The 17,505-nt window shown below is 42.1% G+C and carries 14 protein-coding genes; 11 read left to right on the top strand and 3 right to left on the bottom strand.

Annotated elements, in window-relative coordinates; genetic code table 11:
* Positions 1-225 precede the first annotated feature (225 nt).
* The 4 genes from H5114_RS09535 (at position 226) to H5114_RS09520 (ending at position 7,326) form a co-directional block, all read left to right on the top strand.
* A complete protein-coding gene (locus H5114_RS09535; RefSeq protein WP_259395271.1) occupies positions 226-2,226 on the top strand; it encodes a glycoside hydrolase family 97 protein in 2,001 nt (666 codons plus the stop codon).
* A 456-nt stretch (positions 2,227-2,682) separates the two neighbouring features.
* Positions 2,683-4,233, top strand: a complete 1,551-nt coding sequence (locus tag H5114_RS09530; RefSeq protein ID WP_182722797.1) for an MFS transporter — start codon at positions 2,683-2,685, stop codon at positions 4,231-4,233.
* A gap of 76 nt (positions 4,234-4,309) precedes the next feature.
* On the top strand, positions 4,310-6,781 hold the full coding sequence (locus H5114_RS09525) for a glucan 1,4-alpha-glucosidase (RefSeq protein WP_182722796.1): 2,472 nt from the start codon (positions 4,310-4,312) through the stop codon (positions 6,779-6,781).
* Positions 6,782-6,930: 149 nt separating this feature from the next.
* Positions 6,931-7,326, top strand: coding sequence for a DUF805 domain-containing protein (locus tag H5114_RS09520; protein ID WP_182697177.1), 396 nt, complete (start codon positions 6,931-6,933; stop codon positions 7,324-7,326).
* A gap of 103 nt (positions 7,327-7,429) precedes the next feature.
* Here H5114_RS09520 and H5114_RS09515 read toward each other — a convergent pair whose 3' ends face one another.
* The 3 genes from H5114_RS09515 to H5114_RS09505 form a co-directional block, all read right to left on the bottom strand.
* A complete protein-coding gene (locus H5114_RS09515; RefSeq protein ID WP_124015934.1) occupies positions 7,430-8,362 on the bottom strand; it encodes a DUF808 domain-containing protein in 933 nt (310 codons plus the stop codon).
* Positions 8,363-8,459: 97 nt separating this feature from the next.
* A complete protein-coding gene (locus H5114_RS09510; RefSeq protein ID WP_182722795.1) occupies positions 8,460-9,497 on the bottom strand; it encodes a LacI family DNA-binding transcriptional regulator in 1,038 nt (345 codons plus the stop codon).
* 92 nt (positions 9,498-9,589) lie between these two features.
* Positions 9,590-10,297 carry a DUF3334 family protein gene (locus H5114_RS09505; RefSeq protein ID WP_124015932.1) on the bottom strand — a complete coding sequence of 236 codons (708 nt, stop codon included), beginning with the start codon at positions 10,295-10,297 and terminating at the stop codon, positions 9,590-9,592.
* A 275-nt stretch (positions 10,298-10,572) separates the two neighbouring features.
* Here H5114_RS09505 and H5114_RS09500 point away from each other — a divergent pair, with 275 nt between their 5' ends.
* From H5114_RS09500 to H5114_RS09470, 7 genes are all read left to right on the top strand, one after another.
* Positions 10,573-12,189 carry a methyl-accepting chemotaxis protein gene (locus H5114_RS09500; RefSeq protein ID WP_182722794.1) on the top strand — a complete coding sequence of 539 codons (1,617 nt, stop codon included), beginning with the start codon at positions 10,573-10,575 and terminating at the stop codon, positions 12,187-12,189.
* Between the two features lie 277 nt (positions 12,190-12,466).
* Positions 12,467-12,724 (top strand): HPr family phosphocarrier protein, encoded by a 258-nt coding sequence (locus H5114_RS09495; protein ID WP_124015930.1) that lies wholly within the window; start codon positions 12,467-12,469, stop codon positions 12,722-12,724.
* Positions 12,725-12,737: 13 nt separating this feature from the next.
* Positions 12,738-14,459, top strand: coding sequence for a phosphoenolpyruvate--protein phosphotransferase (gene ptsP, locus H5114_RS09490; protein ID WP_182722793.1), 1,722 nt, complete (start codon positions 12,738-12,740; stop codon positions 14,457-14,459).
* An 81-nt stretch (positions 14,460-14,540) separates the two neighbouring features.
* Positions 14,541-15,050 (top strand): PTS glucose transporter subunit IIA, encoded by a 510-nt coding sequence (gene crr / locus H5114_RS09485; protein ID WP_182722792.1) that lies wholly within the window; start codon positions 14,541-14,543, stop codon positions 15,048-15,050.
* A 263-nt stretch (positions 15,051-15,313) separates the two neighbouring features.
* A complete protein-coding gene (locus H5114_RS09480) occupies positions 15,314-15,655 on the top strand; it encodes an ArsC family reductase (protein ID WP_182722791.1) in 342 nt (113 codons plus the stop codon).
* The gene (gene dapE / locus H5114_RS09475; RefSeq protein WP_124015926.1) at positions 15,655-16,788 is read left to right on the top strand and encodes a succinyl-diaminopimelate desuccinylase; all 1,134 of its coding nucleotides are present in this window, start codon (positions 15,655-15,657) and stop codon (positions 16,786-16,788) included. Before H5114_RS09480 ends, dapE begins: the two co-directional genes overlap by 1 nt.
* Positions 16,779-17,489, top strand: coding sequence for a M15 family metallopeptidase (locus H5114_RS09470; protein ID WP_310736388.1), 711 nt, complete (start codon positions 16,779-16,781; stop codon positions 17,487-17,489). The genes dapE and H5114_RS09470 overlap by 10 nt, the downstream gene beginning before the upstream one ends.
* The last annotated feature ends 16 nt before the right edge of the window (positions 17,490-17,505 follow it).

The raw sequence follows: 17,505 nt of genomic DNA, 5'->3' as shown, positions 1-17,505 counted from the left end.
GTTAGCTAATAAACGGTTATCTTTTGCGAGCGGACATCCTGAATACGTATGCAGATCTTTGCTGCAAAATCTAAAAACGTCATATATTGATTGCTGAATAAATAAAATAATAAACAAGGACTTCGTATGACGTACGCTAACTCAACTGCCTCAACTGCCTCAACAACTCATATAAGCTTTACTCCCAACATAATTAGCTTTTCATGTGCTCTGGCACTGTCAGCAATGGCAATGCCTAGCATAGTGCAAGCTAAAACGGTTAATGTGACCTCTCCAGATAAACACATTGCCATCAGTTTGACTGATGACAATGGCCGTCCTGAATACCAAGTTGAATTTAACGGTAAAACCGTAGTTAACCCGAGCAAACTAGGTCTGGTATTCCAGCAATTAGGTGAATTAGGGCTGGATTTCAACATAAAAAATGTAACTAACAACAACGTTGACCAAACTTGGCAGCAACCTTGGGGTGAACGTGAAAACGTGCGTGATCATTACAATCGCATCGTAGCGACCCTCAGTAATGGTCAGGTAGATTTCGATATTGAATTTAAAGCCTTTAATGACGGGATTGGTTTTCGCTACTTAGTACCAAAACAAGCAGGGCTTGCTAACACGCCTAAGCTGGATATTACTGACGAATTAACCGAATTTGCGATACCTGACCCGCAGCACACGACCGCCTGGTGGATCCCTGGACGTGGTTGGAACCGATACGAATATTTATACCGTACTACCTCGCTTGATAAAATCGATAGAGCTCATACGCCCATGACGTTTCGAACGGCAGATGGCGTGCATTTAAGTATTCATGAAGCGGCCCTAACCGACTATGCAGCCATGGTGTTAAACCAAGGTAGAGATGGTATTTTACGTGCCGATTTAACCCCGTGGTCAGACGGAATACGAGTTAAAACCCAACCGGGATTTTCTACACCTTGGCGAACCATTCAAATTGCTAAAGATGCCCCTGGTTTATTAAATTCTGATTTAATTCTGAACCTTAACGAGCCTAACAAGCTTGGCGATGTGTCTTGGGTGCAACCGGGTAAATACGTCGGAATTTGGTGGGGAATGCATTTAAATGAAAACACCTGGGGAAGCGGCCCTAAGCATGGCGCCACCACCAGCGAAACTAAGCGTTATATGGACTTTGCCGCCCAATATGGTTTTGATGGGGTATTGGTTGAAGGTTGGAATGAAGGCTGGGATGGCAGTTGGTTCGATAATGGCGATGTATTTAGCTTTACTAAAGCATACCCAGATTTTGATATGGATGCGATTACTGAATACGGTCAAAGTAAACATGTACGCTTAATTGGTCATCATGAAACCTCTGGCTCGGTAACCAATTACCGTAAGCAAATGAGTGATGCTTATGATTTGTATCAAAAGCATGGCGTGACACAAGTAAAAACTGGTTATGTGGCCGATGGTGGCGATATTAAGCGGGTTGACGAAAATGGCATTGTGCGACATGAATGGCACGACGGCCAATTTATGGTTAATGAATATTTGCACAGTGTGACCGAAGCCGCTAAGCGTGGTATTAGCATCAACACCCATGAACCCATTAAAGATACTGGCCTGCGCCGTACTTATCCAAACTGGATTGCCCGCGAAGGTGCTCGTGGGCAAGAGTTTAATGCATGGGGTAATCCACCCAATACGCCTGAGCATACGGCAATATTACCTTATACTCGTATGCTAGCCGGTCCGATGGACTTCACCCCGGGGATATTTAATTTAGCCCCTGAGGGTTTAGATGCAGTTAATCGAGTTAAAACCACATTAACAAAACAATTGGCTTTGTACGTTGTGCTGTATAGCCCAATCCAAATGGCGGCAGATTTACCCCGTAACTATGTACAACGCTTAGATGCATTTCAATTTATTCAAGATGTGCCGACTGACTGGAGTAACAGTATCGCCCTTGCCGGAGAAATTGGCGATTACGTAGCTTTTGCACGCAAACAACGCGGCGCTGAAGATTGGTATTTAGGCGCGTTAACTGATGAACAACCCCGTAAATTAAGCTTAAAGCTGGACTTTTTAACTACAGGTAAACGTTATGAAGCGCAAATATATCGTGACGGTAGCAAAGCTGATTGGTTAACCAACCCTTATGATTATGTGATTGAAACTAAAACCGTCACTGCAAAAGATACTGTCGATTTATCATTAGCAGCCAGCGGCGGTACTGCCATTCGTTTTAAGGCACTGTGATGTGTTAAAACGAATGTTGCATCTGTGTTTGTATCAGGTTACTTGAATGGCATGAATACGTATGTATTCAGTTGTACCATTCTCTCGCTCAGGGATACTATAAACCAAGCTATTTCGTCTGTGATTTCAGGATGAAATGGGTTAGGTCGTTTCTGATGTATCTTGGTCCATAGAGAGCATCAGCTTTAAAGTACCTTCATTATCTTTATTAATTGCTGATTTAATAGAAGTCGACAGAGAATAAAGCGTAGGTCTTGGCGAATACCCGTCTTAGGGAGATGCGTATTCGCTATTTTTTTAGCTATTAATAACGGGATCTTCATCGCGATCAGCAACAAACCAGCGGGAACCCCTTGGGCTAAAAAGGTAGCCAAAAACCAGTAAGACTAACAACAAATAAGATTAAGATTAGAATTAAAAGAAGTAAGCACAACGACTTACCAAAAAGGATGTCACATGTCTGGCCATAATCATAAAAACGTCACCCAACAACCGCAGCTAAATTTTTGGCAAATTTTCAACATGTGTTTTGGCTTTTTGGGGATCCAATTTGGTTTTGCCCTACAAAATGCCAATGTCAGTCGTATTTTTCAAACCTTAGGCGCGTCTATCGACGACATTCCCATTCTATGGATTGCCGCCCCACTTACAGGCCTAATTGTCCAGCCCATCATTGGCTACTTAAGCGACAACACTTGGAATAGCCTTGGTCGCCGTCGCCCGTATTTTTTAATTGGTGCCGTTCTTACTACCTTGTCACTGTTTATAATGCCGCACTCGCCGACATTATGGATTGCTGCGGGTATGCTGTGGATCATGGACGCCTCAATCAATATCGCCATGGAGCCCTTTCGCGCTTTTGTTGGTGATAATTTGCCTAAAAGCCAACGTACCCAAGGGTACGCCATGCAAAGTTTCTTTATCGGCATTGGCGCAGTGGTCGCTTCAGCCATGCCATACATGTTAACCAATGTGTTTGATGTGGCTAATACTGCCCCGGCTGGTGAAATTGCCGACTCGGTGCGTTATTCATTTTATTTTGGTGGGGCCATTTTATTTATCGCGGTTGGCTGGACCATTATTTCGACCAAGGAATATTCGCCGGAACAACTGGCAGCGTTTCACCAACATGACACCACAGACAATGAGGCAACCCGCGCGAATACTCGCACCAGCGGTCAATATCAAACTGGCGCTATTATTTGGATAGTCATTGGCGCATTGTTTACTGCTGCCATTATGATCCAAGACCTTGATAAACAATTGTACATATTAAGTTTAGGTATATTTGTCTTTGGCCCATTACAACTATTTTGTGCGCGTAAATTAGCGAAAACGACAACAAACGTTCCCGTGTCAACCCAACAACGTGAAAGTTTTGGCATGTTATTTAATGTGGTCGATGACTTATTTCATATGCCCAAAGCCATGCGACAACTTGCTGTGGTGCAGTTTTTCGCCTGGTTCGCCTTATTTGCCATGTGGATTTATACCACTGCTGCAGTAACGTCACATCATTACCATACCTCAGATGTGCTCAGCCAAGCCTATAACGACGGTGCGGATTGGGTCGGTATGTTGTTTGCTTCTTATAATGGCTTTGCCGCCATTGCCGCGATTATTATTCCATTTTTAGCCAAAGCGGTTGGCATTAGATTAACCCACACCATCAATATGTTTTTAGGTGGACTTGGGCTAATTAGCTTTATGTTTATTCAAGATCCCACTCAATTGTGGATCCCCATGATTGGTGTTGGTTTTGCTTGGGCATCTATCCTATCAGTTCCTTACGCCATGTTATCAGCCGCACTTCCTCCTCAAAAAATGGGAGTGTATTTAGGCATATTTAACTTTTTCATTGTTATCCCACAGCTACTTGCAGCCAGTATTTTAGGTTTACTACTCAAGACGTTTTTTGATGGTGAACCAATTTATGCACTGATTTTAGGCGGCGTATCTATGATGATTTCGGGTATTGCAGTGTTATTCGTTAAACAAGAAAAATAACTCTCTTACGATTATCTGTCTTTGTCACAGGTAGCGACTCACGTTAATTTTGCTTAAGACTATTTTGGGGAATTCCATGATAAAGCCTTTTCTCACCCATCGCAGCACCATAGCGGCTGCGATAACTGCTAGCTTTCTCGGTTTATCGTTAAGCGCATGCTCTCCTGCTGAGGATCAAAGTGATGCATCAGCCGAAACAACCACTGAAGTCGTTAAGCTTGCTCCTGGTGCGCCAGGTGTCGAACCCACTTGGGCTTTTTCAGGTAAAACCGGTATAGGTACATCCTATGAGCCCTATGTAAATGGCCAATACCAGGACCAAGCGACAAATCCTGTCAGTAAGGTGTGGTTTTCGATTGCACAAGGTGTGTTAACCGAAACCATGTTTGGCCTAATTCATAACGCCCAGCTTAAAGAACTGCAATTTATTATTACCGGTAATGGCTTTGTTGATACAGAAAAAGACCACACCATTAGCACTATTGAATATTTAGACACAGATGAAACGGGCCGCCCTTTATCTTTGGCTTATAAAATTATCAATAAAGATATTCAAGGTAAATACCAAATCGAAAAGCATATTTTTACCGATCCCGATAGAAATAGCTTAATGATGAAAGTCACTTTTACCGCATTTGAAGCAGGCATAACCCCACATCTTTATGTTAATCCACATATCGATAACAGCGGCGCGAATGACATTGCCAGCGTTGAAGGGCAAACACTCGTTGCGCACACCAGCGATGCTAATTCAACCGTAATGACAATTAAAACCGATGTTGACTTTGTTGCTGCCAGTGCTGGCTTTGTTGGCACATCTGATGGCCTAGTTGATTTGCAAGATAATGGAACATTGGATTGGCACTACCGCACAACCAGTGATACTAATCAAGGCGGTAACGTCGCACTAACTGCGCAATACCCTACCCTAACGAAAGCAAACGACAGCCTAAGCTTTAATTTGGTCATCGGTTTTGGACAAGACAAAGCCAGCAGCTTAGCCACCGCTCAAGCAACATTAAATTCTGGTTACGATGCAGTTAAACAAGCTTATTTAGGTGACGAAACCCATCTTGGTTGGAAAGACTATTTAGCGTCACTTGCGCCATTAAATAATATGAGCGCAAACACCACAGATAACGGCAAACTTCTTTATGCCAGTGCATTAGTGTTAAAAGCACAAGAAGATAAAACCCATGCGGGTGCCCTGATTGCCTCGCTGTCTAACCCTTGGGGCGATACGGTTTCAGCAACGGTTGGCAGTACAGGTTATAAAGCCGTATGGCCACGTGATTTTTACCAATGTGCGATGGCGTTTTTAGCCATGGGCGATACCCAAACCCCAAAAGTGGCATTTGAATATTTAAAACAGGTACAGGTTCAGCAACAAACACCTGGCTTTATTGGTACACCAGGGTGGTTTTTACAAAAAACCCATGTTGATGGTGAAATTGAGTGGGTTGGCGTACAACTGGATCAAACTGCCATGCCTATCATGCTTGGTTGGAAATTATGGCAAGCTGGCATACTAAACGATGCTGAGATCAGCCAGTGGTATCAAGACATGCTTAAACCTGCGGCGGATTTTTTAGTAAACGGTGGCAAGGTAAAACTGGGCTGGAATGACACTGCAATCAATCCGCCAAGCACTCAACAAGAACGTTGGGAAGAACAAACAGGATTTTCACCATCAACAACTGCGGCTATCATTGCCGGTTTAGTTGCCGCCAGTGACATCGCTATGCTGGTAAAAGATGAACAAGCATCTGTGTATACCGATTTAGCACGTAAATTACAACGTCAGCTCGAAAGCACTATGGTGACGACGACAGGCTCGCTTGGTAAACAAACAAACGATACTTCATCAGCCCCTTACTATGTGCGTATTAGCCCAAATGGTGATCCGAACACTACAGATAAACTACTGGATAACAATGGAAAACCAGGGCTAGATCAGCGGATGATTTTAGACGGTGGTTTTTTAGAATTAGTTCGCTATGGCGTAGTCGATGCACAAGATCCTGTGATTAAAAACAGCGTGATGCTGATTGATGATCAAAGTCTTGCTGACAATCTGCGAGTTAAGTATGAATTTAGTGCTAAAGATGGCAGCACAATCCCTGGCTATCGTCGTTATGGTAACGATGGTTATGGTGAAGATACTGTCACGGGCCTTAGCTATGCCGAAAAAGGCAATACCGAAGATCAACGTGGCCGAGTTTGGCCATTCTTTACTGGCGAGCGTGGCCATTATGAATTAGCGCTAGCCAAGGCAAATGGCACTTTATCGGCTGACACCAAGCAAGCACTAATTAATACGTATGTTCAAGGCATGGAAACTTTTGCCAACCAAGGGCTTATGTTGCCAGAACAAGCTTGGGATGGTGTTGGTAATGCTACTCGTTATGACTACAAAATGGGTCAAGGTACTAACTCTGCGACACCACTGGCATGGACTCATGCTGAGTACATTAAACTGGTTCGCTCAATGACCGACGAACAAGTATGGGACTTTTACCCAGTAGTTAAGCAGCAATTAGCTCGATAAACACCATCGCCATTTTACGATTAATAAAGCCGTTGTCGTTTACAACGGCTTTATTTTTTGTATAGATTTTGAAATAAAATCTTGTTAATTCAAGGCTATCTTGTTACAAATGCACTAGATTAAAAAACATTAACGTTAAGGAATAACGAATGGATTGGTATTTAAAGGTTTTAAAACAGTATTTCGATTTTAGCGGCCGAGCACGTCGTAAAGAATACTGGATGTTTGCACTGATCAGCATGATCATTAGTATTGTACTGACCTTATTGGATATGGGTGTTGGCTTATACAGTGAACTTTATGGTGCTGGATTATTGAGTTCTATTTATTCACTCGCCATCGTCATTCCAAGCATCGCAGTGAGTGTCCGTCGTCTTCACGATACTGACCATTCTGGTTGGTGGTTACTATTAATGTTTATCCCGCTGCTAGGTGCATTAATTCTCCTCGTCGTGATGTGCTTTAACAGTAAAGATGACAACGAATATGGCCCGAATCCAAAAGCGGAACCAAACCTTGGTGAGAGTGACAACTTAGCCGTGTAATCTCAAGTTATTCACTAACAGAGGTTAGTATCACTGATCAAAAAAGAGCATAGTCATTGACTATGCTCTTTTAGTATTTGCAGCCGGCTTTATCACTATTAAACTAGCTTTTAGCGGGCATTAACTTACTCACACCTTTGATGGCTAAAAGTACAACGCCACCAGCAACCACGCCAAATAATGCATTGAGTATACTGGGTGTAAGCAATCCCAGAAAGCCACCCACAACATTGATTTGAGTCACCACTGCTTGTGCATGCTCAATCCATTCAAATACCAAATGAATACCATGGGTTAAGATACCGCCACCGACCATAAACATTGCAATAGTGCCGACAAAAGTGAGAGTTTTCATTAAATAAGGGGCGGCAGACACGAGAGTTAATCCCAATTTATGCCCCACTCCACTTGGCTTACGCCTAGCAAGATATAAACCGAGATCGTCTATTTTGACAATACCAGCCACTAAGCCGTACACCCCAAATGTCATCACAATAGCAATAACCGATAAGGTTAAAAATTGCGCCATTAAGTCCATATGAGCTGCGACGCCTAAGCTAATTGCGATAATTTCAGCAGATAAAACAAAATCGGTACGAATGGCACCTTTAATTTTTTGTTTTTCATAGGCGCCTAAATCATCGATGTCTGCTTGTGCTTTCGCGACGACAGTATCGTCATCGACCAAATGAGTCTGCTTATGGGTCATTGAATGGTAAACTTTTTCAAAGCCTTCGTAGCATAAAAATAAACCGCCACACATCAATAATGGCGTAATAGCCCAAGGAATAAAGGCACTGATCAGCATTGCTAAAGGCACTAAAATGACTTTGTTACGCAACGAGCCCATAGCCACAGCGAACACCACCGGCAGTTCTCGCTCAGAGGCAACACCAGATACTTGCTGCGCATTTAACGCTAAATCATCCCCTAGAACCCCCGCGGTTTTACGTGCAGCAACTTTACTCATTGCCGCCACATCATCCAAAATGGTGGCAATATCATCTAATAGGGTTAATAGACTGGCTCCTGCCATAAATCGACTTATCCTTTTAACAGCAAAAAACTAATATCAATAGCAATCATCTAAAACCCCATTCGATTACATTTATAACTACTGGGTGATAGGTAAACTAGTTGTCTTCTACATTGGCACCGCAAGAACTACGCACCACTAAATTTGTTTTGATTAACCGCTGACTGACCTCTTGACCCCGGATTAATTTCAATACACTTTCAACAAGAATTTCACCCGCAAACTGGGTATCTTGTTTAATCGTGGTCAACGCCGGATTAGCAAAGCTCGCCACTGGGATATCGTCATATCCGACTACAGCAACTTGCTCAGGAACGGAAACTCCGCGCTTTTTCAGCGCCCGAATGGCACCTATAGCAATAAGATCGCTGGCAGTAAAAATGGCATCAAATACTATACCGCTGTCTAATAACTGGTTGGTGGCATCATAACCAGAACCTTCAGTATTAATCGCATCATGCTGGAGCTGTTTATCGATTGAAATTCCAGCCGCTTTTAAGGCATCAACGTGACCTAAATATCGATCGCGAAACTCAGGGCTGCGACTGGACGAATCACCTAAAAATGCGATGTGTTTACGGCCTAATCCGAGTAAGTGCTCAGTGGCAATGACTCCACCCTGATGGTTATCACAGCCAATCGACAACACAGATTTGTTGTTATGCTCTGCCCCCCAAATAACGAAATGGGTTTCTTTCTCTATCAATTTATCCAGCTTGTGGGCGTAATCCATATAATCGCCATAGCCTAATAAAATGATGCCATCGGCTTTGTTACTATCCTCGTAATCTGCATGCCAATCACTTGAAAGCTGCTGAAATGAGACCAGTAAATCATAGCCTTGTCGTGCAGTAGCACGCGTAATGGAGCCTAGCATCGATAGAAAAAAAGGGTTAATCATTGAGTCGTCATTGGTAGGATCTTCACAGATCAGTAAAGCTAATGTATGACTGTTTTGTGTCCGTAAATTGCTGGCATTTTTATCAACTTTATAATTAAGCTCTTTGGCAATAGCTTGAATACGCTGACGCGTTTCTAGATTAACCAATGGACTGTTTCTCAACGCACGTGATACGGTCGATTGCGACACGCCTGCGCGGTAAGCTATATCAATAGAAGTCGCTTTAGATGCCATTTTTGATGATTAGCCTTGTATAAGTGATACGCATTACTAAACAAAAGCCAAGCTAAATGAATTAACTGGCCTTTTTCATTAACTCTGTGTGCTTATAATCCAAGCTCACTGAGTAAATCATCAGCATCATCAACAACAATGCCTTTTACATTAGGATCAAGTACATATTTTGAGGCTTCTGATTGAGCTTGCTGTTTTTGTCCGTGAGTTTCAATTAATGAATCAAGATCAAACTCTTCGTCCATTTCAAAATCGGCAGAACGAATGAATTCTGTTTTGTCCATGGCGAATTCAAGATAAAAAATATGATTATTTTCGGTTTTAAAAGTCACTCGTCTTGCGACAGCGTTATCAAGGTTAGTATCAATTGAAATCGTCAACTCTTTATTAATAACCAACATTTTTGGCTGGCTCTGGCTAATTGAAGTTTGTAATTCTTTTGAAATTTTGCCAATAAAGTCGCCCAAAATTTGGTTCATTAATTCGCCCATCACATTACTGACATCATCAGAAGTATGTGAAAAAGCTAATTCAGTTTCTGGCATGCCCATGTTTAGCATATAACGACGATAAATTTCAATTGCTGCGGTGGCAGAAAAGTTGATCACAACTAAACCTGAAAAGCCGCCATCGAAAATAGAAAAACACGCCAAATCAGGTTTCAAGCGAGTACGAGAAATACTTTGAACCATCCCAGCATGGCTAATATGGCTAGCACTTGTACTAGAAAGAACATGAGAAACAGAATGACAAAGCTTTAGTAAAATATCGTCATTCTTTACTGTAGAAGATAAATTCATCGTATTAATACCTTTTCGTTAATTACCCTAATCTTGCGGGTAAATAGAAAAAAAATCAAAATTAAAACAATCAATTAGCATGTTAATTAATCGATCAAACTTATAACCCAACTAATCAATTGATAATCAATACATTTTTATAAAAACAAACATTATTTTTATCAATAACTAAATTCCACTGTTTGCTCACAAAAATAATAATTTAGGCTTAAGTTTTTTGATAAAATCACTATAATTTCGCCACATTAAATGGATATATGATACTAGGATAGACAATGATTGGATTATTGCGACGCTTAACCATTTTAAAGCGCTTATTTATAATGCTAGCTTTGGCCGCTGTCGGCACAGTCGTTTTTGGCTCTTTTTCAATAAAGGAACAATACAATCATTTAATCGAGGAGCAATTTAAGCAGGTTACTGGCCAAGTGGCCTTGTTAAATAGCACACTTGATGCATTCAAGCTCGCAGATCCTAATACCAGTGTCCAAGCAATCACTCAGTTTGCCAGCGACATTAAGGTATCTGAAGATCAAGCTTTTATCATTATCGATAATCAAAATAATATTATTGTTAATCCACTAAACCCTGACTCAATCAATAATCCAATCAGTAGCTTAGGAGCCGTTGATGGTGCAAGATCTTACCAACAGCTTATTAGCACAGCTAAACAACAGCAAACTGCTCAGGCACAATTTGAGATAATTAATCAACAAAATCAATCTCAAACCGTATTAGCCGCAGCAAAGTATTATCCGGCAATGAATTGGATCATTATCACTCAAGTTAACGTCAACAGTGTTAATAACAGCATGACGGGAATTATCATTGATTATTTCATTATTATGATGATTATTTCGGTGCCTATTTTTGGATTCTTTTTATTACTTAATCACTCAATTACCCAGCCACTGAACGTAACAATTGATGCCATGGAGCAAATTGCTAAAGGTGAAGGTGACTTGACCCAGCGCTTGTCAACTGAAGGTAATGATGAAGTGGCCAAATTAGCACATGGGTTTAATCAATTTGTGATTAAAATTGCCAATATGGTTGCAACGCTACAACCGCTTGGAAATACCTTAAATAATGAAGCGGTGCATTTGTTAGACACGGTTAACATGTCCAATCAAAGTGCTAACCAAGTGCACAGTGAAACCCAAAGTGTTGCTGCGGCAATTAACCAGATGTTATCCACTAGCCAAGAAATGGCTCGTAACACTCAGGATGCGGCTGACGGTGCAACAAATGTGAAGCATCAAGCCAAACAAAACCAACAATTAATGCAGCAAACCGTTGCACAAACAGAAAGTTTGGTTAATGAATTACATCAAGCAGAAACGGTATCGTTAACCTTGAGCCAATCATCTGCTGAAATTGGCAGTATTCTAGATGTGATTGGCAGTATTGCCGATCAAACTAATCTGCTGGCACTTAATGCTGCCATTGAAGCGGCACGAGCAGGTGAACATGGTCGAGGTTTTGCTGTAGTAGCAGACGAAGTGCGAGCGCTCGCAAATAGAACACAATCCTCAACAAATGAAATAAATCACATTATTAGTGAAATTCAGACTGGCATTCAATCGGTTATTCAGAGTATTACCAGCACTCAACAGCAGTCTGCCCAGTTACAATCAAAAGCGATGCAGTCTAGTGATGCCATTAGCGAAATTTTAGCGTTAATTGATAATATCAGCAGCATGACAGCACAACTGGCCAGCGCTACAGAAGAGCAAGCATTAGTCACTGAAGACATTAATGTCAACGTCAGTACTATCTCAGAACTCACCGAACAGTCATTAATGGCAAATGAAACCCACAGCCAAGCAGCGCAATCATTACAGACTATTAGTGTCGACATGAGCCAAACCTTAGGTCAGTTCAAAATCTAGTCCCTTTCACTCTTGCTGCCAGTCGAGTAAATCACTGGCAGCCTCAGAGCACATCTAATTGTCCAGCTTAATGGTGTAATATCGAAACAGCTAAAGACTTTGCGCCTAGCATCACTTTTAGCGCTGATCACTTTAGGGTATATTATGGCCATCAGATTAAATGCCTAAACACTTCAACTCAAATATGACCTAAGCTAAATCGTATTTTTAGTCAGTCTATTTGAATGGTTTAGTTAAATGAGTATTTAGTTGTCATTCGTTACTGAGTATTTTATTTATGTATCAAAAAACGGTCACCATTGTTGCTCCTCATGGTATTCATACACGTCCTGCTGCTTTGTTAGTCAAAGAAGCTAAAGCATTTGCTTGTGACGTTATGGTAGAGTGCAATGGCAAACAAGCCAGTGCCAAAAGTTTGTTTAAGTTACAGACATTAGGCCTATACCAAGGTGTGTCTGTCACGGTATTTGCTTCTGGTGAGCATGAACAAGCGGCGGTTGATAAAATTGCCTCACTGCTCGTTACGCTTAGCTAATTAGGACAACTTAATGTCAATCAATGGAATCGTTGTTTCTGCTGGTATCGCTTTTGGTAAAGCACTGACTATCACCAATCAACTGCCGCCACTTGATTTTAAACTGCTTTCTATTGAACAAATTGACGATCAGCAGCAAAAATTAACGCAAGCTATTCATCAGCTTATTGCTCATTTACAACACTGCCAACATCATCTTTGTCCTGAGTGTGATCATTTTCAACTGATTGATAGTGATATTATCCTGCTTGAAGACGAGGAGCTGCAGCAACAGCTGCATCAACATATTCACCAATTTAGAGTTTGTGCTGCGGTGGCGGTTGATCGTATATTTAATCAACATGCTGTAGAAATGTCAGCATTAGACGACCCATATTTAGCAAATCGTAGCATTGATATTATTTGTTTAGCCAAGCGCCTCACCAGTGCGTTACATGGACATTTACAGTGGGACTTATCCGCTCTCACCGAAGACACCATATTACTGGCTGATGATTTAACCCCTGCTGAATTTGCGATATTACCATTAACCCACATTACCGGACTGATCCTCGAATCAGGCGGGCTAACCAGCCATACCGCAATTTTGGCGCGTGCAGCAGGTATTCCTGCATTGCTTAATTACCAATTTTCGCAAACCAAAGATGTCATTGAAGATGGAGCACAACTGGTTTTAGATGGCATGTCAGGCGAGTTACATGTTGCACCTTCAACGGAAGTTTTTGAGCAATTAAAACAAAAACAACAACAAGAAGTAGTCCGTCGCCAAGCCTTGATGATTTACAAAGATAGACCCAGTCAAACTCGTGATGGCCATCAAGTCACTTTACTCGCAAATGTGGGTAACTTAAGCGAAATATCTCACATCACCGATGTAGGGGCTCAAGGCATTGGTTTGTTTCGCACCGAATTTTTACTAATGAATGCCAAAGCACTGCCAGATGAGCAACAACAATATAAACTTTATAGTGATGCCCTTCACAGCTTACAAGGTGAAGTACTGACCATTCGAACCTTTGATATTGGCGCCGATAAAGAAATTCCTTGCTTGCCGCAAACCAATGAAGATAACCCTGCCCTTGGCATTCGGGGTATTCGCTATAGTTTGGCGCACCCAGCAACCTTCATCACTCAAATAAAAGCGATACTGAGGGCTGCAAATCATGGCCAAGTTCGATTAATGTTCCCCATGGTCAGTCAAGTCGAAGAACTTGACGCCGCGTTCTTATTAATTGAACGTGCTAAACAAGAATTAAATCAGCAAGAAAAAGGCTTCGGAACACTGAGTTATGGTATTGTGGTTGAAACCCCTGCTGCTGTATTTAATTTACCCAGCATGTTGCCAATGCTTGATTTTGTCAGTATTGGTACAAATGATTTAACTCAATATACCTTAGCGGCCGATCGCACCAATCCGAATTTAGCCAAACAATACCCTCCATTATCGCCTGCTGTGATCCAGCTGATTTCTATGACAGTAAGTCACTGTAAACAGGCTCAGGTTAAGGTATCTTTATGTGGTGAACTTGGCAGCGACCCACAAGTCTTACCTTTATTAGTCGGACTCGGTCTTGATGAATTGAGTATCAATCCGGCCAATTTATTAGACGTAAAAGTGGCATTAATCGAGGGTAATTACAGTCATTTTGTTCACCATGCACAACACATCACACAGTTAACTCGCATTACTGATATTCGTAAAGCCATTAACGCTTTTGCACAAGATTGCGTTTAATCACACAAATAATGTTGGTAAAGTGAGTATAGCCGTTTACAATTAACCGCATAAAAATATTAATAAAAGGGGCTAGTTCTTATGGGATTTTTAAGCCGCATTCGACGACTGATTTCAGGCCAACCACCGCTAACGGGTGGTATTGCCATTTATGCACCTGTATCGGGTGAGATTGTCGCAATCGAAAAAGTACCTGACGTGGTATTTGCAGAAAAAATTGTTGGTGATGGTATTGCTATCGACCCTAAGGGCGAATTTATTGTTGCCCCAATTGATGGCACTATTGGGAAAATTTTTGAGACTAATCATGCGTTTAGCATTGAATCACCACAAGGGCTTGAATTGTTTGTCCATTTTGGTGTTGGCACCGTTGAGCTTAGGGGCAATGGTTTTAAACGTTTGGCCGAAGAAGGCCAACAAGTTAAAGCCGGTGAAGCAATCTTATCTTTTGATTTAGCCTATTTACGTGGCAAGGTCGACAGCCTATTGACCCCAGTGGTACTGGCTAATATGGAAGATGTTAAACAACTCGATAAAGCCCAAGGTAGTGTAGTTGCTGGTAAAGATGTTATTTTTACCGTACAAATGTAACATCAAATTGGCTAGTTCTATTTAACAACCCTGTTCAATAGTTGTCGTAAACATTCGCTTCACAATAATATGCAACCTTCACCTTAAGCGATCGTAGGTTGCATATTATGAAATCTTTTCAAAACAGCTTCTTCGGCTTGTTCAAGCCGCCCCACAATGCCACAATGTTGCTAATATCCAGTTTGCACTAGGCTGTCTTCAAAGCTCATTTTGAGAGCTAAAGCTTAACGTCACAACCCAATAGACATTAATGGAGTATTCTTTTGACTTTATATGGCATAAAAAATTGCGATACAGTTCGTAAGGCGCGCAAATGGCTTGAAGCCGAAAAGATTGATTACACGTTTCACGATTTTCGTGAAGATGGCTTGAGTGAAACAACCGTTGCACAGTGGGCTAATATTGCGGGTTGGGAAAAGCTATTTAATAAGCGCAGCACCAGTTTTCGTGGGTTAACTGACGCTGAAAAAACGGATATTTGCCAAGACAAAGCCATCGCCTTAATGGTGCAATATCCAACGTTGGTAAAGCGCCCTGTGTTAGTTAATGATGATAAAATACTGATTGGCTTTAACGTCGCAGAATACCAAGCGTGGTTTGCATAATGAATAACGATGTAGTTGAATTAGCAAAAGATCTGATTTCACGTCCCTCGGTAACACCACTGGATGAAGGTTGCCAAACCCTGATGGCCAAGCGTCTTGCTGCCATTGGTTTTAATATTGAACCTATGGTCTTTGAAGACACCACTAACATGTGGGCAAGACGAGGAAACAGCGATCCTGTATTTTGCTTTGCCGGCCATACCGATGTCGTCCCCACTGGCGACCTGAACCGCTGGCATACACCGCCATTTGAGCCGACCATCATAGATAACTATTTACATGGCCGCGGCGCGGCAGACATGAAAGGCTCGTTAGCTGCAATGATTGTCGCAACTGAACGCTTTATTGCTAAGCATCCCGACCATCATGGTTCTATCGCGTATTTAATTACCAGTGACGAAGAAGGTCCGTTTATCAATGGTACCACCCGCGTGATTGATACCCTTGAAGCTCGTAATGAAAAAATGACTTGGGCGTTAGTTGGCGAACCCTCTTCTACCCATAAGTTAGGTGATGTGGTTAAAAATGGCCGCCGTGGAAGCTTAACCGGTAATTTGACCGTTAATGGTATTCAAGGTCATGTCGCTTACCCTCACCTTGCTGACAACCCGATTCATAAGGCGGTTCCTGCACTAACAGAACTGGCGCAAATGCATTGGGACAGTGGTAATGAATTTTTCCCCCCAACCAGTTTCCAAATTGCTAATATTAATGGGGGTACGGGTGCGTCAAATGTGATCCCAGGCGATTTACAAGTCATGTTTAACTTCCGTTACTCCACAGAAGTCACAGCAGAAGAGCTGATCCAACGAGTGGTGAGTATTCTTGATGCCCATGGCTTAGATTATGATATCAATTGGATTTTTAATGGCCTACCGTTTCTAACCGGAGATGGCCCACTGCTTGACGCCACACGCGAAGCCATTCGAGAAGTGACTGGCTATGAAACCGATCCACAAACCTCTGGTGGCACTTCAGATGGACGCTTTATTGCACCAACTGGCGCCCAAGTGCTGGAGCTAGGCCCAGTAAATGCCACTATTCATAAAGTAAACGAGTGTGTCAACGTGGCTGACTTAGAAATATTGGCCAATTGCTATGAGCGTATTTTGGAAAAACTCTTGTGCAAATAAAGCCCCAATCGCCTTTAATCGATATCCCTAGCGAACACGCTAAGCTATACGGTTTAGGCGATCATCATTTGGTCTCTATTGGGCAGTATTTACTGGAGCAGCGAACTGCAACTGCATTTAAACAGCTGCAGGTCGCGGCATCAATGGCTGGATTTGATGTCCAGATATGCTCGGCATATCGGCCGTTTGATCGTCAATTGAACATTTGGAATGCCAAAGCCAATGGTCAACGGCCGTTGCTAGATAACACCTCAACCCCTGTGGTATTCAATAGTCTTTCACCACAACAACTGATTGATACTATTTTGATATGGTCTGCATTACCTGGGGCGTCACGACACCACTGGGGCACTGACCTCGATGTATATGATGCCAATGGTATTAGCCAACAATCATTACAATTAGTCACCGCAGAATACACAAACGACGGCCCTTGCGCCCCGCTACATCGCTGGCTCAAGTTACACGCAGGCGAATTTGGATTTTACTTTCCATATCAAGCCAATTTAAGCGGTGTCAGTCCTGAACCTTGGCACATGAGTTATTATCCTGTGGCAAATGAGTTATTAGTTGAATTTAGCGCGCTGGAATTAGCAAAAGTATTGTCTGCTGCAGAAATATCATTAAAATTACCGCTACTTGAACGACTAACTGAGTTAGTTGATCATTATGTTTTCTTTGTTGCGCCTTCTCCGACGTAATGTCTGCGCGCACAGC

Origin of the sequence: Shewanella sp. SR43-8, from assembly GCF_014163775.1 — a bacterium.
Taxonomy (GTDB): Bacteria; Pseudomonadota; Gammaproteobacteria; order Enterobacterales; family Shewanellaceae; genus Shewanella; species Shewanella vesiculosa.
Note: the sequence above shows the minus strand (reverse complement) of the source record. Positions and strands in the feature narration are given on the sequence as shown.